The sequence below is a fragment of the Opitutus sp. genome, from assembly GCA_024998815.1.
Classification (GTDB): Bacteria; Verrucomicrobiota; Verrucomicrobiia; order Opitutales; family Opitutaceae; genus Rariglobus.
The window spans coordinates 1,135,125-1,155,669 of the sequence record JACEUQ010000001.1 but is presented as its reverse complement, the minus strand read 5'-3'; the positions used below and the strand labels follow the sequence as shown (position 1 = coordinate 1,155,669).

The 20,545-nt window shown below is 62.2% G+C and carries 16 protein-coding genes; 1 reads left to right on the top strand and 15 read right to left on the bottom strand.

The genetic code is table 11. From position 1 onward, the window contains the following. Nucleotides 1-63: 63 nt before the first annotated feature. The 13 genes from H2170_04980 to H2170_04920 all read right to left on the bottom strand — a co-directional run bounded on the left by H2170_04980 (nucleotide 64) and on the right by H2170_04920 (nucleotide 14,442). The gene (locus H2170_04980; GenBank protein MCS6299439.1) at nucleotides 64-1,356 is read right to left on the bottom strand and encodes a thiolase family protein; all 1,293 of its coding nucleotides are present in this window, start codon (nucleotides 1,354-1,356) and stop codon (nucleotides 64-66) included. Continuing rightward, complete coding sequence (locus tag H2170_04975; GenBank protein MCS6299438.1) at nucleotides 1,353-2,843, bottom strand: AMP-binding protein; 1,491 nt, start codon at nucleotides 2,841-2,843, stop codon at nucleotides 1,353-1,355. The genes H2170_04980 and H2170_04975 overlap by 4 nt, the downstream gene beginning before the upstream one ends. A gap of 249 nt (nucleotides 2,844-3,092) precedes the next feature. Beyond that, on the bottom strand, nucleotides 3,093-4,256 hold the full coding sequence (locus H2170_04970) for a patatin-like phospholipase family protein (GenBank protein MCS6299437.1): 1,164 nt from the start codon (nucleotides 4,254-4,256) through the stop codon (nucleotides 3,093-3,095). 394 nt (nucleotides 4,257-4,650) lie between these two features. Next, nucleotides 4,651-5,598 (bottom strand): thioredoxin-disulfide reductase, encoded by a 948-nt coding sequence (trxB, locus tag H2170_04965; protein MCS6299436.1) that lies wholly within the window; start codon nucleotides 5,596-5,598, stop codon nucleotides 4,651-4,653. A gap of 256 nt (nucleotides 5,599-5,854) precedes the next feature. Then, nucleotides 5,855-6,082 (bottom strand): DUF433 domain-containing protein, encoded by a 228-nt coding sequence (locus H2170_04960; GenBank protein ID MCS6299435.1) that lies wholly within the window; start codon nucleotides 6,080-6,082, stop codon nucleotides 5,855-5,857. A 118-nt stretch (nucleotides 6,083-6,200) separates the two neighbouring features. Beyond that, entirely contained in the window at nucleotides 6,201-6,623 is a 423-nt protein-coding gene (locus H2170_04955; protein MCS6299434.1) for a hypothetical protein, read from the bottom strand. Between the two features lie 8 nt (nucleotides 6,624-6,631). Continuing rightward, entirely contained in the window at nucleotides 6,632-7,009 is a 378-nt protein-coding gene (locus H2170_04950) for a hypothetical protein (GenBank protein MCS6299433.1), read from the bottom strand. 24 nt (nucleotides 7,010-7,033) lie between these two features. Continuing rightward, the gene (locus tag H2170_04945; GenBank protein ID MCS6299432.1) at nucleotides 7,034-8,566 is read right to left on the bottom strand and encodes a hypothetical protein; all 1,533 of its coding nucleotides are present in this window, start codon (nucleotides 8,564-8,566) and stop codon (nucleotides 7,034-7,036) included. 38 nt (nucleotides 8,567-8,604) lie between these two features. Further along, nucleotides 8,605-10,395 (bottom strand): DNA translocase FtsK, encoded by a 1,791-nt coding sequence (locus H2170_04940; protein ID MCS6299431.1) that lies wholly within the window; start codon nucleotides 10,393-10,395, stop codon nucleotides 8,605-8,607. 282 nt (nucleotides 10,396-10,677) lie between these two features. Then, nucleotides 10,678-11,466 carry an ABC transporter ATP-binding protein gene (locus tag H2170_04935; protein ID MCS6299430.1) on the bottom strand — a complete coding sequence of 263 codons (789 nt, stop codon included), beginning with the start codon at nucleotides 11,464-11,466 and terminating at the stop codon, nucleotides 10,678-10,680. Continuing rightward, nucleotides 11,466-12,416: a branched-chain amino acid ABC transporter permease gene (locus H2170_04930; GenBank protein ID MCS6299429.1), complete on the bottom strand. Its 951-nt coding sequence runs from the start codon at nucleotides 12,414-12,416 to the stop codon at nucleotides 11,466-11,468. Before H2170_04930 ends, H2170_04935 begins: the two co-directional genes overlap by 1 nt. Then, on the bottom strand, nucleotides 12,413-13,306 hold the full coding sequence (locus tag H2170_04925; protein ID MCS6299428.1) for a branched-chain amino acid ABC transporter permease: 894 nt from the start codon (nucleotides 13,304-13,306) through the stop codon (nucleotides 12,413-12,415). Before H2170_04925 ends, H2170_04930 begins: the two co-directional genes overlap by 4 nt. Continuing rightward, nucleotides 13,306-14,442: an ABC transporter substrate-binding protein gene (locus tag H2170_04920; GenBank protein MCS6299427.1), complete on the bottom strand. Its 1,137-nt coding sequence runs from the start codon at nucleotides 14,440-14,442 to the stop codon at nucleotides 13,306-13,308. The genes H2170_04925 and H2170_04920 overlap by 1 nt, the downstream gene beginning before the upstream one ends. A 211-nt stretch (nucleotides 14,443-14,653) precedes the next feature. Here H2170_04920 and mutS point away from each other — a divergent pair, with 211 nt between their 5' ends. Then, nucleotides 14,654-17,230, top strand: coding sequence for a DNA mismatch repair protein MutS (mutS, locus tag H2170_04915; GenBank protein MCS6299426.1), 2,577 nt, complete (start codon nucleotides 14,654-14,656; stop codon nucleotides 17,228-17,230). 387 nt (nucleotides 17,231-17,617) lie between these two features. Here the strand turns inward: mutS and H2170_04910 are convergent, their stop codons facing one another. Both H2170_04910 and H2170_04905 read right to left on the bottom strand, forming a co-directional pair. Beyond that, nucleotides 17,618-18,346 carry a DUF3108 domain-containing protein gene (locus H2170_04910; GenBank protein MCS6299425.1) on the bottom strand — a complete coding sequence of 243 codons (729 nt, stop codon included), beginning with the start codon at nucleotides 18,344-18,346 and terminating at the stop codon, nucleotides 17,618-17,620. Nucleotides 18,347-18,576: 230 nt separating this feature from the next. After that, a complete protein-coding gene (locus tag H2170_04905) occupies nucleotides 18,577-20,421 on the bottom strand; it encodes an ABC transporter ATP-binding protein/permease (GenBank protein MCS6299424.1) in 1,845 nt (614 codons plus the stop codon). Between the last annotated feature and the right edge of the window lie 124 nt (nucleotides 20,422-20,545).

The following is a 20,545-nucleotide window of genomic DNA, read 5'->3' as shown; positions in this document are numbered from 1 at the left end:
TCGGCGTATTTCCCTATTAGTGAAAATGAGTGGTCATTAGTGGTTAAAAATTCCGTTCAGTATTTAGGCGGCTTCGAGCCAGAGCGCGCCGCCTTGGCCGCCGCCGATGCACAACGAAACCAGCGCTCGGCGGGCTTTGCGGCGTTGCAGTTCCAGGAGCGACGTCAGCACCAGGCGCGCACCGGTCGAACCCACCGGATGGCCCAACGCGATGCCGCCGCCGTTGACGTTGAGTTTGGCGTCGGGGATCTCGCCCAGCGCGGTGGTGCGACCGAGGTGCGCGCGGGCATAGTCGGCGGATTTGGCCCCGGCTTGGCAGGCGAGAACCTGCGCGGCGAAGGCCTCGTTGATTTCGATCAGGTCGGCGTCAGCCATAGTCAGGCCGCTGCGTTCTTCGGCTTTGGCGATGGCGTACAACGGGCCCAAGCCCATACGCGCGGGTTCGCAGCCAGCGTAGGCGTAGTCGATCAACCGGCCGATGGGCGTCAGGCCGGTGCGTTTGAGACCTGCCTCACTCATCACCAGTAGCGCGCAGGCGCCGTCGGTGACTTGGGAGGCGTTGCCGGCCGTCACGGTGCCGCCGAGGCGGTCAAAGAGCGGACGCAGCTTTTGCAGGGCTTCAATCGTCTGGGCGGCGCGCACGCCGTTGTCCTGGGTGATGGCGGCGGGGGTGGGCGCACGGCAGTTGCGTGGGTAAACGGGCGTGATTTCGGCGACGTGGCGGTCGCGGGCGGCTCCTGCGTTGAGGTGGGAACGCAGGGCGAACTGATCCTGCTGCTCGCGGCTCAGGCGCCAATCGCGGGCGAGCAGTTCGGCGGTCTGGCCCATGTTGAGGCCGCACACGGGATCGGTGAGGCCGAGCATAAGACTGATCTGCGGGGAAAAATCGGCGGGGCGGAAACGCAGGAAGGCGGCGAGTTTTTGCGGCAGCGATTTGGCGCGGGAAAGGACGGAGAATTTGCGCACCGCGCTTGCGTTATAAATAAGCGGGTAATTGCTCATGCTTTCTGCGCCACCCACTAGAAAAATGTCACCCCGGCCGGCGGCGATTTTCTCGGCTGCTTGGGTGATCGCCTCGAAACCCGAGGCGCAGTTGCGGTGCACGGTGATGGCGGTGACCTGCGAGGGAATGCCGGCGCGCAGGGCGATGACGCGGGAAACATTCGCCGCGTCCAGGGGTTGGCCGACACAGCCGAAGATGACCTCGTTGATGAGCGCGGGGTCGATGCCGGTTTTGGCGAGCACGGCGGCGACGGCGGTGCGGCCGAGTTCGACCGCGTCGGAGGAGGCCAACTCGGTGCCCATTTTGCAGAACGGGGTGCGGGCTCCGGCGACAATGTAGAGGGGTGTTTTCATGTGCGGGCTTCCGTTTTCGGGCGGTTGTCCACGACCTTTTGTTCCTTCAGGGCGACGCCCACCTTTTGCAAGGTGCGCATCTCCTCGGCGGTGTGGGTGAGGATTTTGTTCGGGCTGATTTCGAAGTGCGCGTGTAACAGCTCGCGCACGGTGTGGTGCAGGTGATCTTCGTCGGCCGCCGTGGTGGCGGTGACGTGGACGTTGATTTCGTCGAGATCGAGGAAGTCGTCATGGGCCTTGCGAAGTTCGATTTGCCACGCACCCAGGCCGGGCAGGTCGTCGAGGGCGCGTTCCAGTTCGTTGAAGTCGACGATGGTACCCTTGATTTTCTGAAAGCGCAGGGCGTGGACGTCGGAAACACGCGAAATATTGCCCACTAGGCGCGGAAGGCGGCGGCCGCAGCACGGGCACGGTTCCCACGTGGTGCCGTGTTCGCAGCGGTCGCCGGTGCGGTAGCGCAACACGACAGTTCCGCGTTGGTCGAGCGGGGTCCACACGATCTCGCCACCCTGGCCGTCGGGCAAAACTTTGCCCGTCTCCGGGTCGATGATTTCCACAATTCCTTGGTCGGCGTACAGGTGGTAGCCGGGTGGCGGGGTGCCGGGGGTGATCGGGCATTCCGTCCAGGCGAATTTGGCTTCGGTGAAGCCGTACGTGGCCATGACCTTCACGTCGGGCGAGCCGACCTGGGCACACAACTGCCCGAGTTTGCGGCGGGTGCCGGCCGGGACTTTGTCGCCGCCGAGCACCAAAAGTCGGATACCGGGGAGCTGGGTCTTCTGCTCCACGGCTTGTTGCAACACGTGGTAAAGGAACGTCGGCATGCCGACGATCACCTGGGGTTTGAGCTTCAGGATGGCGCGGATGTTGCCCTCGGTTCCCATCACCCGGCCGCCACCGGTGGACAACGAAAACACGTTCCGATCGATGCCCGCATAATACATGTACCAAAACGCCAGGTGTGGGGCGAACGGGAACATGTTCACCATGCGCTCGTCAGGTTGGACGTTGCCGATTTCGACGATGCGTCCGCTGCCCAGGCCCATTTTGGCGATGTCGTACTGGGTGTACAAAAACGGCACCGGCTCGGTGGAGCGCCCGGTGGTGCTGGTCATAAAAATAGGCCGCCATTCGCGGTCCAGTTCGGCCTTCACCCGGTCGCGGCCTTTGAGCAACGCGCGCAGGATCGTGGACGGGCGGCGGGCCAGAACCTTGGGGTCAGGCTTGAGCACGAAGTCCAGCGTGCGCCGCGGGTTTTCGGTCGTGGGCAACAGGTCTTCCTTCGAGGTGAAGGGGATCTTTTGCAGGTCGGCGACGCTGCGGATGTCGTCGGCGGTGAGCCCGTGTTCTTTAAAAACGCGTTGGTACTGCACCGAGAAGGGCAGCACGCAGTCGCGCAGGTAACGGTGGAGGCGTTGACCTTGGGCGGCTTGGGTTTTTTCCCGATCCAAGTGCTGCCAGGAGTCCTTATTGGAGAATGCGGACATGGGGAGGTGTTAAGAGAACGTTACTGAGGGGATAAGAGAACGTTGCTGAGGGGGTTAAACCTTGGCCAGTGTTGGGGTAAGCGCGAGGAAGGTGGGCGGAAACAGAGGCGAAATTTAGGAGGATATCACCGAGCCGAGCCGGAGCGCCGACACGGAGGGCACGGAGTAAGGCCGGTTGGGATTGGATGAGGGTTTATGAGTGCTCATCAGTGGTTAAACGGGATCGGTGGTGGGGGGCAGTCGTGCCGCTTAGTGGTTAATCCGAGCGGGGGTGAGGGCGAGGAAGGCGGCGATTTCGTCGAGGCGTTTGGTGCAATCGCTTTCACCGATGGCGATCATGCGGCGGATGTAGCCGTGTTCGAAAAGCAGGGTGGCGAGCATGTCCGAACGGCGGGCTTCACGGGTACCCAGACCGCGGGTCGCGAAGCGGAAGGTGCGCGGCAGCCGCGATTCGTACTCGTTGGCGAGTACCGTGAGGTCTACGGACGGACGGACGAGCAGCAGTTGCACCGGGTGCAGGCCGGTGTCCTGCGGATGCGAGTGGGCTTCGAGCAGGGCGTTGACGCGGCGGGTGTTGAGCGCGTCGTAGTCGAGCATGTCCAAAAAAACGGAGTCCAGCATCAGGCCAATGAGGGTGGCCGGAGACGGGTATTCGTGGGGCGACTGGCTGAGGGCACTCGGGCGGTGGAATCCGGTATATTGGGTTGAAATGGCGATCATCCGGTTGGCGCCCAAATGCATCGCGGGTGAGAGGGGCGAGGTCAGGCGCACGCCGCCGTCGCCGTGCCAGTCGTTGCCGATCTGGCCGGCCGGGAAAAACAGAGGCAGGGCGCTCGACGCCATGATGTGATCGATGGAGATTCGGTCCTGGATGCTACGGCGGCCGGGACGCTCCCAATCGCTCAAGTTGGAGCCCTGAATCCACGTGTTGGATTCGCCGTTGGTGTAGTTGGTGGTGGTCAGGCCGAGTGCGCTCAACCGGCCAGTGCGGATGTTTTCCTCCACGCCCGGCAGATGTCCGTCAGTCGAACCGAGGGCCTTTTCCAAAAAGCGGCGCAGCGGGGTGTTGTCCACCATTCCGCGGGCGGGGGGCGACAGGTACATGCCGCCGGAAACGAGGCGCAGCGCCCATTTCGACATGATCGAGGCGATCGCCGGCAGGTCGGTGCGGAAAACCTGATCAATGGTCAGGCCCTCCCACAAGTTGACGAGTTTTTCCATCGCCACGGGAAAGTCATCCGCGGTGTTGGCGAGGTGGGCGGCATTGATCGCGCCGGCCGACACGCCGGTTAAAACCGGGAAATTGAGCTCGGGGAAATGCCGAGACATCTGCCGGAGGAAGCCGACTTGATAGGCCGCGCGCGCGCCTCCACCAGCTAGGACCAAGGCGAGTTTGCCGCTCTCTGGCTCCACAAAATCACCCTGTCTAGAAGGCGTTGTCGGTAGCGATGAACGATGAACGAATCCAGCCACGCGTGTCTTATCGACACAAAGCGCGGTTAATTTAGCGCATAAGTCCTAAAACACAGGAAAAGCGTGTGAAAAAGGGGGGGGACGACGCACCTCCGCAAAGTAGCGCAGACTTCCAGTCTGCTTGAATCGGCAAGTCATTGTTAACCAATGTGGACGCCGCGTCTGCTTTTACGCGTAATCCCTGTCCAGCAACCCCAGAGCAGACTGGAAGTCTGCGCTACTTTCCGGACATGCACTTTACCGCTGGGTCGCGGCCCTCCCGAGTGTGGCCTTGAGCGTGAGCTCAAGGAGGGCACTTTTGGGCCAACGGTCGGTGCCCGTCAGGAGGCGTGGCTCAACCGCCGTGCTCGGCCAACCAGCGCTCGGCTTCGATTGCCGCTTGGCAGCCCATGCCGGCTGCGGTGATCGCTTGGCGATAAACGTGGTCGGAACAGTCGCCCGCCACGTAGACGCCGGCCACGTTGGTCTGCACTTGCGAACCGACGGCGGGCTTAAAATAACCGCCTTCGTCGACCGTGATCGCCGGGGTAAACGGGCCGGTGTTGGGCACGTGGCCGATGGCCACAAACACACCTTTAATCGGCAGCACCGACTCGAGGCCGGTCTTGATGTTTTTCACTTTCAGTCCGCTGACGGAGCCCGCGGCCACGCCTAAAACTTCGGTCGGCACGCTGTCCCAAACCATCTGGATCTTGGGATGGGCGACGGCACGGTCAGCCATAATCTTGGATGCACGTAGGCTGTCGCGGCGGTGAACCAAGTAAACTTTGCTGGCAAAACGGGTCAGGAACAGCGCCTCCTCGGCGGCACTGTCGCCGCCACCCAGCACGGCCACTTCCATGTTGCGGTAAAACGCACCGTCGCAGGTCGCGCATGTCGTCACACCCTTGCCGCCGTAGAGCTCTTTTTCGCCGGGAATTCCGGTCATGCGCGGTGAGGCGCCGGTGGCGATGATCACGGACTTGGCCAACACGACGCGGCCGCCCTCAAGGATGAGCTTGCGCGGGTTCACCGTGAAATCGACTGCGTTGACCAGCGCCTGCTCGAAACGCGTGCCGAAACGGGTGGCCTGCTCGCGCATGTTTTGGGTGAGCTGAAAACCGTCCACCCCGTGCGGGAAACCGGGGAAGTTTTCCACTTCGCTCGTGGTGGTGAGCTGGCCGCCGGGTAACGGGCCCTCGATGACCAGCGGGTTGAGGCTGGAGCGGGCGGTGTAGATGGCGGCGGTGAGACCGGCGCAACCGGTGCCGACAATGACGACGTTTTCGACGGGGGAGGACATGAGTTTAAAGCGGGGAAAGGCGCTGAGCAGGGAAAATAAGCTGACAACCAAGGGTGAAATCAGCGGGGGCGACAAGGGGGATTTTTGTCCGGGGCCGTTTGCGCATATCCGGTGATACTGAATGCGTCCTCATGCCAAATCAGCGAGTCGGGCGACTGACCGAGGTTGGGCTCCTACACGTGCTGGGCTTGGTGGCCTTGCGCCCGCAGCCAGTGCGCAAGCGCGGCTGGCAACTGGTTATCGATGAGGAAGCGACTCACGAGGCGCGCAGCAAAACGTGGTCGTTTTGCGCGGCAGCAAACGCTAGGCACGCTCGCAGGTCATCTTCCTCAAGGAACGGGTAATCGGTCAAAATCTCCGCCCAACTCGCGCCGTGAGCGAGTAGTTCCAAGACATCCTTCACCCGCAGCCGGTAGCCGCGGATACAGGGCCTTCCACCGCATTTGCCGGGCTCGACGGTGATTCGGTCAAGAAGAGCGCTCATGAGGCGGACTGTGTTGGTTTCGCGCCGTCGGGCAAGTCTGCTGTTGTCTTTGCTGGTCTGCAATGGAGCACATGGGGCGCGCTACCGGACGTAAGGCGCTTTCCGACCGGAGGGCGGCTCAGTCAAGGTTCACGCCGACGCTGCCGTCCGCGCGCAGCGTTTCTAGTTTTTGCACCTGGAGCTGGCTGCTTTGGCAGGCCAATAGGGTGCGCACGGCCTCGAAATCTCCGTGTTCCTCGACCACCACTTGGGCGAATTGCCGGTACGTTACCCGGTAGCGGGCCTCACCGGGTTCTAGCCGGCGCAGGGTAATCGTCGCGCGTTCGCTCGCATCAGCGGGCGCTGGCGCATTCGCAGTCGCGGCACGAGCGGGGACGGTTTTGCGTTTGGTGCGGCGGTTGGAGAGGAGTTCGACGGTCGTGAACGGGTAATCGCCACCCATAATCCGCATGACCTCTTTCTCCGCAGCATGGATACGCAGGAAGAGCTCCTCTCGTTCGAGGAGCATCTCGTTGACCTTGATTTGTTGGTCCCTGCGCATCGACGGGCTTAGGCGTCCGTAGCGTCGTCGGTCGCGGTCGGTTCAGCGCCGGCTGCTTCCGTGTCGGCGGGGTTGGTCGCAGGTGCCGTTGTTTCGCGCGGTGTGCTCTTTTTGGCGACACCGGCGGCGCGGGTCAGCGTTTCCGACTTGGGGTCAAGCCCCGCTACGGGCAGGGGCGGGGGCGGGAACGGGAAAACGCCCGGCTCGCCGATGACCTCCTCGATTTGGGTTTCGAGTGCGGAGATGCGTTCATAGGCGGCATGGCGCTCGGCGATGAGGGCGTCGATGCGGACGCGGGCGTCGAGCGCCTGGCGCAGGGTTTCGGCGTCCGCAACGAGGACGAGATCACGAAAGGTGAGGGCGGTGAGGGTGGGTTTCTTGGCCATGACGGTAAAGGGATCGCAGGTTAATTAACGAAAGAGGCGGGCGAGTTTATTGAGCAGGTTGCCCGCCGCCGGAGTGGCTTGCGGTGGTGAAAGGGTGGGGGCGACGACAGTGGGTTCGGGGCGTGGTGCTGAAGCGGGCGAGGGGACGTTGATCGGTGCGATGGTGGCGGGTTGGGGCGGACGTAGACGAGCACTTTGAACAGCGCTGGCGGCGGCGGCTACCTCGGGGGCGACATCGGCGCGGGCGTCGGCAATGAGCTCGTCGGGGGCGTTGGGGTGTTGGACGACCGCGAGGCGTACGGAGGCAACGGGGTCGCGCACCAGGTCGTAGAGGTCGGCGCGGCGCCAGGCGTGGCCGCTCACCGCGAGGCGACGAATCGCGGGCAACGGGTCGGCCAGGAGCTCTCGCGCCGTGGCGGCATCGAGGCCGGGAAGTGCGCGGTCTTGGATCGCCCAGTGGCGGCGGAAAACCGGGCTGCAGGTCACCAGCACGCGGGCCAGCCCTGGGTCGAGGTTTTCGCGGTAGGCCAGGGCGGCGAGAACCGCCGGGTAACGGGTGGCCGCGAGCGCTTGCACCTGTTCATGGGCGAGCGCGGGGTTGCCTGCTAATGCGACGCACGCCGGCTCGTCACCGAGATCAATGAAGTAAACGCCAATGGCGGGATCGAGGTGGGAGTTGGTGGCGAGTGCGGTGCGCACCGCCGGATCCGCATCTTGAGCCAGGAGACGCTGCACGGCGCGCGGAAGGTTCCGGCGTGCGGCAACCCAGCCGCGCTCCTCGGCGTCGCCAGTTGTGGCCAGATTCAGCAGATCGATTTCGTCGGGTTGCACGCGGTCGCGAACCGCGCGGCGCACGGAGGCGTGGGGCGATTGCAGGAGCAGGCGTTCGGCGGCTTTGGGCAAACTCCGGCGTTGGAGCAAGGCGAGTTGCAGGTCCTCTTCATCGGTCGTGGCCCAGCCGCACAGCATCTCGTCGTCGGCGGGGGCGGTGGCGGCGGTGTGAAGGCGCACCAGCGCGCTATCGTCGATGGCGAGGGCCAGCGCGGCCGGTGTGGCGAGTCCGGACTGGCCGCCGAGGGCGACGCGCACGGCAGGATCGGCATCGCAAACCAGAAGGGCCTGCTGCGGCAGGCGCAGGCCGGAGTTGGTGGCCAGGGCGCGGCGCACGCGGGCGTCGGGGTCGTCGGCCAGGGTGAGCAGTTCGCGGGCGGGCAGCTGCGGATGAATCGCCGCTTGGGCGCGAACCTCGGCATCGGGGTGCGCGGCAATTTCAATCAGCAGGTGGGGCGGGGTGCGCGGGTTGGAGGCGAGCAACGCGAGGACGGTGGTCGAGGGCGACTGGGCCGCGAGGGCTTCGAGCAGGTGGCTGGGCGCGAGTGGGTAGGCGGCAACGAACGCGCGGGCCTCGGGAGCCTCGTCCACGGGCAGATCGGCGAGGGCTTGCAGCAGCGAGGAGGGCAGCGGGGGCTTTCGCAGCGCTTGGGCGGTGCGGCGCACGCCGTCTTGCCGGATACGGGCAAGCAGGGCGTCGGGGGAAAGAGGTTCAGCGGCGGACACGGGAGGGCTGTGGAATGGGAGGGGAGCGACGCAGCGTTTTAGTCGACGTGCAGGTCGCCGGGTTTGACGTAAATCTCGCGCGGGTTGTTACCGATTTGAGGGCCGATAAAGCGGCGTTTTTCCATCTCCTCGATGAGGCACGCGGCACGGTTGTAACCGATGCGCAGGCGGCGTTGCAGGTAACTGGTGCTGGCACGTCCGTGGGCCGAAATGATTTCAAGCGCCTCCTTAATAAGCGGGTCGAGTCCCGCGTTGGTTTCCGAATCACCGAGGACGTCTTCGCCGCCGCCGGGCGCATCCTCGGCGCGCAGTTCGACGCGATAACGCGGTTGCAACTGGGATTTGAGTGCGGCCACGACGTGCTCGACCTCGGCGTCGTCAACGAAGGGCGCCTGGAGGCGTTGGAGCCGCCCGAGACCGGGCGGGCTGTAAAGCATGTCGCCACGCCCCTGGAGCGCCTCGGCGCCTTTGCCGTCGAGGATCGTGCGGCTGTCGATTTGCGAGGCGACCTGGAAGGCGACGCGGGTGGGGAAGTTGGCTTTGATGACACCCGTGATCACGTTCACCGAGGGGCGCTGGGTGGCGAGGATCGTGTGCATGCCGACGGCACGCGCCATCTGGGCGAGGCGCGCGACGGGCGTTTCGACCTCTTGGGCGGCCGTCATCATGAGGTCGGCGAGCTCGTCGATGATGAGGACAATGTAGGGGAGTTTGGCAAAACCCTCGGCTTCGGCCTTGGCGTTGTAGCCGGCGAGGTTGCGCACGTTTTTCTCGGCGAGCGTCTGGTAACGCTGCTCCATTTCGCGAACCAGCCACTTGAGCGCTTGGCAGGCTTGCTTCGGGTCGGTGACCACGGGGTGAATCAGGTGCGGCAGATCGCGGTAAATGGCGAATTCGACGATTTTTGGGTCGATGAGCACGAGCTCCAGTTCGTCGGGCCGGAAGCGATACAGCAGCGAAAGGATGATGTTACTGATACAAACCGATTTGCCCGAACCGGTGGCGCCGGCGATGAGGGCATGGGGGGCTTTGGCGAGGTCGCAAATCACATGGCTGCCCGTGATATCGACGCCCAGGACAATGGGCAGGTCGGCCGTGGTGTCGCGCCAGGCGGCCGATTCGAAGGCGCTGCGCAGGGCGAGCGGGACGGCGTGGCGATTGGGGGTTTCGATGCCGACAAAACTTTCGCCCGGAATCGGCGCCTGGATGCGCACGGCGTTGGCGGACAGGGCCAGGGCGAGGTTTTTTTCAAGGCTGGCAATCGCCTCAACGCGCACCCCGAAGCCTGGTTTTACCCGGAATTGGGTGACCCGCGGGCCGACGATGGAATCATAGACAAACGCATCGACGGCGAAGCTATCGAGGGTGGTCTGGAGAATTTGGCGGTTGGCTGCGACCTCCTCAGGCGGCACCAGCTCATGTTCGGTTGCGGAGGCGGAGCGGAGTAAATCGAGGGAGGGCAGGCGGTAGGCGGCGAGGTCCTCGGGGGCAAAGGGGGCGGCAGCGGCGAGGCGGGCGGCTTCGGCCAGTTCAGCCTGCTCCTTGGCGTCGGCTTTGGCGCGGGCAACCTCACCGGATTCGTCGTCTGCGGAGACCTCGGCTGGTTGGCCGATGGCGGCGATTTCCGACTGACGATCGCGGGTGTTTTTACGGAGAGAATCGAGGTGGTCGAGGGCATCCTCGAGGCGGTCGCGGTGGCGGGCCTGCAGGGTGATGCGTTCCTCGCGGCGGGCGGCGAGTTCCTCCTGCAGGCGGCCGAGCAGGGCTTGATCGGCGACAAAGGTGTCGTCGTTGGCGGGGGGCTGCGGGGGATTCAAAGGTGCCGACATGGAGGATCGAACAGGACAAGCGCTCAGCGCGGACGATGCAATATCGGCGCGGGAAAATTAGCGGGATGAACGTATCCGGGACGAACGCGGGGCTTCGTGGTGGATAAAATTTAGGGAGACAGATGAAGCCAAGGCAGTTTAGCCGAAAAAGAACGCAAGGATCGCAAAGAATAGGATCCGTATTTCTATGCGTTCTATGCGTTCTTTCGCGGCTAAAAGGATCGAAGTGTTTTCTGGTTTTTAAGGGCCGGCAGAAAGAGACAACTCGAAGGTTACTGCCTATTAGTGGTGGGCCGAGTTGTTGGTGTGATCTTCGCCCAGATAGGCTTCGATCACCTTGCGGTCTTTTTGGATTTCGCCCGGCGCGCCTTCGGCGATTTTCACCCCGTAATCCAGCACCGTGATCCGCTCGCACAGCGTCATCACGACCCGCATGGAGTGTTCAACCAGTAAAATGGTGAGGTCGAAGCGGTGGTGGACTTCTTTGATGAGCCGGACCAGTTCGACCTTTTCCGACGGGTTCATGCCTGCGGCGGGTTCGTCGAGCAGCAGCAGGCGGGGGCGGGTGGCGAGTGCGCGAACGATCTCCAGCCGGCGTTGTTCGCCGTAGGGAAGGGCGGTGGCGGGTTTGTCGCGGAAGCGCTCCAGGTTGAAGAGCGCGAGCAGTTCATCGACACGGGCGGCGATGGCCGCTTCGTCAGCGCGAAATGCCGCTCCGCGAATGAGCGTGTGCAGCGGCGAACTGGCGCGGTGCAGGTTGCAGGCGACGCGCACGTTGTCGAAGACGCTCAGCTGCCGGAAGAGCCGGATGTTTTGAAATGTGCGCGCGATTCCCAAGGCGGTGATCTGGTCGGGCCTTAGGCCGGCGAGATTTTTACCGTTGAAACTCAAGGCACCCGATGACGGCGCGTAAACACCCGTGATGAGGTTAAAAAGAGTGGTTTTGCCGGCGCCGTTGGGGCCGATGATGCCGTGAAGCTGGCCGACGGGCAGGCTCAGATCGACTGCGTTGACGGCGGTGAGTCCGCCGAATCGCAGCGTGGCTTGGTCGAGGTGAAGAAGCGGAGGCATCAGCGGTGGCTGCGGCGGAAGTTGAACAGGCCTTGGGGACGCAGGAGCATCAGCACGATCAACAGCAGTGCGTAGAGAATCATGCGGAACTCGGCGATGGGGCATAGCACTTCGGGCAGGAGCGTGAGTAGGATTGCCGCGAGGATCACGCCGAGGGTGTTACCCATGCCGCCGAGGATCACCATGACCACGATCTCAATGCTTCGGGTGAAATCGAAGCTGGCGGCGGTGATGCTCATCTTGAAGTGGCCGTAGAGCCCTCCGGCCAGACCGGCGAAAAACGCGCCCACGACAAAGGCTACTACCTTGTAGCGGGTGGTGTTCAGGCCCATGGCTTCGGCGGCGATTTCGTCGTCGTGCGTGGCGATAAAACCGCGTCCGTAGGTCGAGTTGATCAAGCACCCGACGACAAAAACGGTTAGGGCGGCGATGGCGAAGGTCCAGCCTACCGTGGTGTAATTGGGGATACCGTTAAGGCCGAGCGCGCCTCCGAGGGGCTCGATGTTTTGGAAAATCACCCGGATGATTTCGCCGAAGCCGAGGGTGACAATCGCGAGGTAGTCGCCCCGCAGCCGCAGCGAGGGAATGCCCACGAGCAAGCCGGCTGCTGCGGCGCTGAGTCCACCGACCAGCAGGCCGCCGAAAAACAGCGCGTTTTGCGCCCAGGGAGTGCCGCCGTCTTCGCCGAGGATGCTGGGGCCGAGCAACAGCGTGATCGCCGCCGAGAGGTACGCGCCAACTGACATGAAGCCCGCGTGGCCGAGCGAAAATTGGCCGGTGTAGCCGTTAACCAGGTTGAGCGAGACGGCGAGGATGACGTTGATGCCAATAGTCGTGAGCACGTCGTTGGCGTAGGGATCGGTCACCCAGCGCGTGAGCAGGAAGGCGGCTAGCAGTGCGCCGCCGAGAAGCAGGTGGGGCCACGGTGGGCCGAAACGGCGCGGGGTCATACTTTTTCGGGGATGCGGCGGCCCAGCAGGCCGGTCGGACGAAAGAGTAAAATCAGGATGAGCAGCGCGAAGGCGATGGCGTCCTTGTAGGTGGAGAATTGGCTGCCGCCGATGAACGTCTCGATTCCACCAATCAGAAGTCCGCCAAGCGCCGCGCCGGGAATGCTGCCGATGCCGCCCAGCACCGCAGCGACGAAGGCCTTCAGGCCGGGCATCACGCCCATGAGCGGCTCGACCGATTGGTAGTTGAGTGCGTAGAGCACCCCGCCAGCCCCGGCCAAGGCCGAGCCGAGCGCAAAGGTGAAGGCGACCACGACGTCAGGGTTGATGCCGACGAGCTGGGCGGCGCGCGGATTGAGCGAGATAGCCCGCATGGCGGTGCCAATCCGGGTGCGGTACACAATGAGCTCCAGCGCCACCACGAGCACAAGGGCAACGCCGATGACGATTAGCTGGTTGCTTGAGATCGACAGCCCTTGCCACTGCCAGAGCACAGAGGGGAATACGGGCGGGAAGGGGCGGGGGGCGGCACCGAAAACGTGTTCGTTTTGAAATAGGTATTCGATCAGCAGGGACACGCCGATGGAGGTGATCAGGACGTTGAGCCGCGGGGCGTCTCGCAGGGGGCGATAAGCGACGCGCTCGATGACCACGCCCAGCAGGGCGCACACAGCCATGGCCGCCAGCAGGCAGGCGAGCCCGCCCCACCACGTTCCCATCGGCAGGTGGTTGCCCAACAGGCTGCCAACCACCGCACCGATCATAAAGACGTCGGAGTGCGCGAAGTTAATGAAGCGCAGCACGCCGTAAACCATCGTGAAACCGAGCGCGATTAGGGCGTAGATTGCGCCCAAGGAAAGCGCGTTGAGGAGCTGTTGGGCAAACTCCATCAAGGCACCACGGATTTGAAAAAGTTAATCCGCCCATACTTGATCGCCAAGACCACGGCGGGTTTGGCGGCGTTGCGATCAGCATCGATGCTGGTGTTGCCAGTCACGCCCATGAAATTACGTGTGGCGGCGAGTGCCCCTCGCACCGCATCAGGCTCGGTGCTGCCCGCGCGTTTTATTGCATCGGCAAGCACAAGGGCGGAGTCATAGCCGAGCGCGGCTATGGCGTCGGGTGTTTCGTCGTTGAATCGGGCTTTGTAGTTTTTGACAAAATTCTGGACGGCGGGCGACGTGTCTTCGGGTGAATAATGCGTCGAGTAGTAGCAACCTTCCAGTGCAGCACCGCCGATTTGCATCAGTTGGGGGGCATCCCAGCCGTCGCCACCGAATAGCACAGCGGTGATGCCGAGCTCGCGGGCCTGTTTGGCGATCAATGCCACTTCGCTGTAGTAGCCGGGGATAAAGATGCCGCCCACTCCGGTGGCCTTGATCGCGGTGAGCTGAGAGCGGAAGTCTTTGTCTCCCTCGGAGTACTTTTGCTCGATGGCGATTTCCCCGCCCTCGGAAAGAAATCGTTCTTTGAAGAACTTGGATAGGCCCACGCTGTAGGCTGAGGAGACGGAGGTCAGCACGGCGACGCGGCGCAAACCGAGGTCTTCGTGGGCAAACTTTGCCATCACCGGTCCTTGGAACGGGTCTATGAAGCAGAGGCGAAAAATGTAAGTGCCCACGGCCGTTACTTTCGGGTTGGTCGAGGCGGGCGAGACCATCGGGATCTTGGAACTTTGGGCGATGGGTGCGATTTCCAGCGAACGGCTGGAGGCTACCTCTCCTAGCAGCGCCACGACTTTGTCGCGGGAGATCAGTTTTCTCGCGGCAGTAGCAGACTCGCCGGCCTTTGTTTGGTTGTCCTCGGTGATCAGTTTGAGCTGGCGGCCGAGAACGCCGTCGGCGGCGTTGAGTTCTTCAATGGCGAGCAGAGTACCTTTATGAGCGGACTGGCCGTAGGCGGCCTCTTTGCCGGTGAGTGACGTGATTTCACCGATCTTGATCGGGTCGGCTTCGGCGGCGTGGAGAACGCTGGAAAGGAGGGCTAACAGGCTGAAGACCGCGATCTGGCGAAAACGGGAGATCATAAGTTAAGTAATTGATTTAAAATGGCGCTGCGCACGAGAGGAAATTCGTCGGACGGCCTAGTTTCAACACTGGTTTTATGGAGTAGTCCGAAGGGCTCATTTCGGGATGCCGACAAGCCGATGTGGGCGCCTTTCCTTGTGCTTAGGGGCGTGAAAATTGCCTGTGATTTTTTCGTGTCTTCCGCTGCGTTCCCCGTTCCCATCGCACCCCATGTCTTCCGCTCCCGAGAAACTCACGCCGATGATGCAGCAATACTTCGAGGTGAAACGCGGCCTTCCGCGCGACACGATCCTGCTGTTCCGGCTGGGCGATTTCTATGAGATGTTCTTCGATGACGCCGCCACCGCCTCCAAATTGTGCGGGCTCACCCTGACCAAGCGCGGCGAAACGCCCATGGCGGGCATCCCTCACCACGCGGCCGATAACTACATTTCCAAGCTGCTTGCCGCAGGTAAAAAGATCGCGATCTGCGACCAGGCCGAGCCCGCAAAACCCGGTAAACTGGTCAAACGCGCCGTCACGCGTATCCTTTCGCCGGGCACAACCCTCGCCGCCAACCAGCTCGACGCCCAGCGCAACCACTACCTGTGCGCCCTTTCCTTGGACAAAGCCGGTCTGCACGCCGCCTGGCTCGACCTATCCACGGGTGAATTCAAGGTCGCCACTGACTCCCGCCCCGAAAACCTCCTGCCCGTTCTAACCGCACTCGATCCAGCCGAGTTGATCGTCATCGAGGGAGAAATCGAACGTTGGAAAACCGCTCCGCACGACCAGACCGCCACTCACGCTCTTCATGCCTTTTGCGAGCCGCGCCTGTGCACCGATTTGCCGGGTTACCACTTTGAAACCTCCGAGGGGGTGCGCACCGTCATGGCGACGCTGGGCGTGCTCAACTTGCAAGGCTTCGGTCTCGCCCACGACCACCCTGGACTCGGGCCGGCCGGCGCGTTGGTCCACTACGCCACGGAAAACCTCTGCGCCAAACCGGAGAACCTGCGCTCGCTTCAGGAATACCGCAGCGCCCGAACGCTCCTGCTCGATCCGGCGACCTTGCGCAACTTGGAGGTTTTCCAATCCGCCCGGGCCACACGCGAGGGCTCCTTGCTCGCCGCGATCAACCGCACCGGCACCTCCGCCGGCGCCCGTATGCTGGAGCGTTGGCTCGCCGCCCCGACCCTCGATTTGACGGAGATCCAGCGCCGCTCCGCCCTGATCGGCGAACTCTTGGGCGACCCGATGCATCTGGGCGAACTGCGTGAAGGCCTCGGCCAAGTCCGCGACATCCCGCGCATTCTCGGCCGCCTGCAAAACCGACTGCGCAACCCGCGCGAATTGGGCGGAATCCGCGATACCCTTGCGCAACTGCCCGCCATTCGCGCGACCCTCGCCGCGTTCGGGCCGGACTCCCGACTTGCTTCCCTGCGCGCGCTCATTCAGGAGCTGCCCGAGCTTGGACAACTGTTGGCGGTGGCTCTGGCCGACGAATTGCCCGCAGATTTGGCGGATGGTAACTACATTCGCGCTGGCCACGACGCTGAGCTTGATCGCCTGCGTTCGCTCACCAGCGACAACAAAACCTGGTTGTCCGACCTCGAACGCGCCGAGCAGGAGCGCACCGGAATCCGAAGTTTAAAGATCAAGTTCACCAATAATTTTGGGTACTACATCGAGATCACCAAGGCCAACCTGCACCTGGTTCCCGGCGATTACATCCGCCGCCAGACCACGGTGAATGGCGAGCGTTACGTCACGGAAGATTTACGCGCCAAGGAAAAGGAGATTTTCCACGCCGAGGAGAACGCCCTCGCCCGCGAGCAATCTTTGTTTGCCGACTTGGTGGCCAAGGTGCTCGACGAGTCCATCGCCTTGGCTCAGACCGCCGACACCTTGGCGGAACTTGACGTGCTGGCCGGTTGGGCGGTGCTGGCCCGGGAGTGGGATTATTGCCAGCCTGTGCTCGATGACGGCGATGCGTTGGAGATCAACGAAGGCCGTCATCCGGTGGTCGAGCAGATGCTCAAAAACCCTGCGGTCGCCGCCGGTCGTGGCACCACCGCATTCGTGCCTAACGACACGTTGCTCACCTCCACTGACGCCCAGCTTGCGCTGATTACGGGCCCGAACATGGCCGGTAAATCGACCTACATCCGCCAAGTCGCGCTCATCACCCTTCTGGCTCAGGTCGGTTGCTGGGTGCCCGCCAAGAGCTGCCGAGTCGGGCTGGTGGACCGGATTTTTTCGCGTGTGGGCGCGAGCGACGACCTGGCTCGGGGCAATTCGACCTTCATGGTCGAGATGAACGAGACGGCCAACATCCTCAACAACGCCACCGACCGCTCGCTGATTATTTTGGACGAGATTGGTCGCGGCACCTCGACCTACGACGGCTTGTCCATCGCGTGGGCGGTGGTTGAGCACCTGCACCGCGACGCTGAACGCGGCCCACGCACGCTGTTCGCCACCCATTACCAGGAGTTAACCCAGCTCGAAAAACACCTCGCCCGCCTGCGCAACTTTTCGGTCGCGGTGAAGGAGTGGAACGACGAGATCGTCTTCGTGCGCCGGGTGATCCCTGGAGCGGCCGACCGCAGCTACGGTATTCAAGTGGCCCGTCTGGCGGGTCTGCCGATCAGCGTCATCGATCGCGCCAAGGTGATTTTGCAAAAGCTGGAAAGCGACGACTCCAGCGTGGAGTTGCCTGCCAGCGCGGCGAGTGCGCCCAAGGCCAAGCCGAAGAAAAAGATCACCGTCGCCCCGGCAGACGACAACCAGCTCAGCTTGTTGTGAGCGGCCCAGCGACCGACGTAGCGCAGACTTCCTGACGCCTGAGTGGAATCTTCGTGACGCCAGTATTCCGTTTAAAGGCGTGGTCGAGGGGATCGACTCGTTCTCGTTCCTCTTAATCTTTCTCTTTCGTCAGGGTCTTGCGCTAATCGTTGTTAACGACATAAACATATAGTCTACATGTTTTTATGAAATTTATTTGTCGGACTAATACGGATTCAGAGGGAGAAAGATTAAGATAAAGAGGAAAGAGAAAGACACGGAGCCCCTACTGGATTCGTCGGGGATGGTCTCACCTACGTTCCGCATCCAGTCTCTCGCCTCGTAGGGGCGTCAGGATGTCTGAGTCTGCGCTACTTTAAGGCGGCTGCCGGTGAACGCAGAAACGCCTCAGCGGCGCGTCAACAGGACGGCCGGAGCCTGGTAATCGCTGAGCGTGGCGTAGGCGGTGCCGACTTTCAGGCTGACTTCAAAGCGCAGGGGCAGGCGTTCGCGGTCGGTGGAAACCCAGACGCGCACCTGGCCGCCTTTGCGGAACATGCCTTTGGGGTTACCGACCATGCGGGGGACCAGGAGGAGGGCCTTGCGCGGGCCATTCGCCGTGGAGATGGTTTCCTCGCGCTCGGCGGTGATTCGCAGCGGGTAAAACTCGTTATCAAACATCACCAGCGCATCGTGCGATTGGCCTAATTCGAGGTCCCAGGCCCGGCTTTGGATCAGCGCGGTGATCATGTCCATCGGTGCGCCTTCGGGCAGCGGCAGCGTGGAGGAACGTTTGGGTTCGAGATAGTCGACGTAGCCGATTTCACGTTTGGCGTAGTCGAGGGTCATCGACGCCTGGGTATTTTTCTTTTTCGAAAGCGTGGCGGCGGTGGCGCTCAGCAGGCGGCCGCTGAGGGCATCGAAGCGCGACTGTGCCGTGCCGTCAAAACGGAGCAGCTTGCGGATGACGCCGCGGGTGCGTGTTTGGGTTTGGACTAGGAGTTGCGACTGGCCATCGACCACCTCGGACTGGGCGCTGATTTTGATCTCACCGGCATGGCTCACAGGGCCCCAGCCGACGTTATACGTCAGGGCTTCACCGGGCTTGAGCAGGGAGACCGTTTCCTCTGCGCGCACTGCGTTGAGTAGGAGTAATCCTAACACAAGGAGTAATCGAGGTTTCATCATGCTGGGGATAAGAACGGGTCTACCGTTTAGAAAATCCACGGTTTCGTCGACGTTATTTAGCCCGCGCCGCCCCGGTGAACATGGGGTAGTCACCCGATCACCTGTTGATCAACGGGTTTTGGTTATTTGATCAGTTGGAAAGGGTGCGCTGCGTGCGCGTGTATCCACCCTGAGCCGCCTCACCAATTGGCCATGCCGGTCGTCGATTCAGTCAGGTGGTGGCTGTTGTCCTGTTGGGTGACGACGATGAAGTGGCGGGCATGCAGCGCGCGCAGGGTGCTACGGTGGGCGATCGTCAAGTAGGTCACCTCGGGCAGGGTCGCGCGCAGGCTCAGATAAAAGGCGTGTTCGGCGGCTTCATCCATGGCGGAGGTAGACTCATCAAGAAAGAGCCAGTCGGGCTTGAGCAGGAAGATCCGCGCCAGCGCTACGCGTTGCTGCTCACCGCCCGAGAGCAACTGGGACCAATGGGCACTTTCGTCGAGGCGCCCCGCCAGCGAGGGCACTTGCGCCAACGCCAGCGCGGTGCGCACGGCTTCGTCGGTAAATTTTTCAGGTGGCTCGGGGTAGGTGACCACGTTGCGCAGTTTACCGATGGGCAGATAAGGTCGCTGGGGCATAACCATGCAGCGGAACGGCGCCGGGAGGTGGACGAAGCCCTGCTCGTAGGGCCAGAGGCCGGCGAGGGCGCGCAAGAGCGTGCTTTTGCCGCAACCCGAGGGGCCGGTGATCAGGACTGAATCGCCTGGGGTGAGGGTGAAGTTCACCGGGGCGAGCAGGGGTTCTCCATCCGGCCGAAACAGCGCTAGATTTTTTACCACCAACTCATGGCCGACCTTGCCGGTGGAATAGATGCGGCTTTGGGTGGCACGCAGCTCATGGGAGTGCTCGATGCCGCGCATAAAGCCGTCGAGTCGCTCGGTGACCGCCCACCATCCGGCGATGGTTTCGTAGCTGTTGATGAAAAAATTCAGGCAGCCCTGCACGCGTCCAAACGCACCGGTTAACTGCGTGAGTTGGCCCAGAGAGATCGTGCCGGCGAAAAACCGAGGGGCGGACAGCACTAGGGGGACGGAGTCGGACAGGCGGAAGTAAACCGACTTAAAGGCGTTGAGGTGAACCTGTTTGATGAGCCGGGCGTTGAAGTTGCCCACGATCAGCGAAAAACTTGCGCCGAGGGTACGGCGTTCGGCCGGCTCGCCCTCAATGAGTGCGGTGCTCTCGCTGTTTTCGCGCAGACGGACCAGGCCGAAGCGGAAATCGGCCTCCAGCTTTTCCTGTTCGTAGGCGAGGCCGATGATCGGCCGCCCCACGCGATTTACCAGCCAGCTGCCCAGCCAGGAATACAGGAAGCAAAACCAGACCAGGTGACCCGGAATGGAGGTGATGAACGCCATGGTGGTTTCATACGCCCGCCATAAAATGACATACGCCGGGGTGAGCCAGGCGAGTGTCTCGGGTAAATTCACCGGAGGGGGAATGCCTAGCGGGGTGGGAGGACCCTCGGAGAGGTTCCATAGGATGACCACAAAGGCTATGAAGCCGATCACCGCTGAGATCGCCTGCATGAGCAGATCGAGGGAGGTAAAAACGAAGTTGCGGATGTCCTCGCTGATGCGTTGGTCGGGGTTATCGCCGTGGATTGAGTCGAGTTGGCCGAGGTAGTGGGCGCGGTCTCCCAGCCATTGATCGAGCAGCCGCGATGTCATCCAGCGTCGCCAGCGGATTTTGAGCGACGAGAAAACGTAGTCCTCTACAAGCCAGAATGTTATGGATAGGAATATGAGGCCTATCATCACGCCGCCGAGGTGGACAAAGTAGCCATAGTCGCCGCGTTGCACCGTGTCGAAAAAGGAGCGATTCCAATACGAGAGACGGATGCCGATCCAGTTTTGGGCGATGGAGGACAACAAAACGATGCCCATGAGCAGCCAGGCATGCTTTCGCTCGTCCGAGGTTATCCAGAAAGGACGCGCTAACCCCCAGAAGGTTTTGAGTCGGGTGATTAGGGTTGGGGTAGACACGTGAAAAAGGGCTGGTCCAGATTAAAGGTAGCCGACTGTGCACCGTTGGCCAAGGGGGTGTAGATCTTAAATCGTCACATCTTGAGGAACCATAAACATTTATTCTTAATTTTTTGCCTCATCG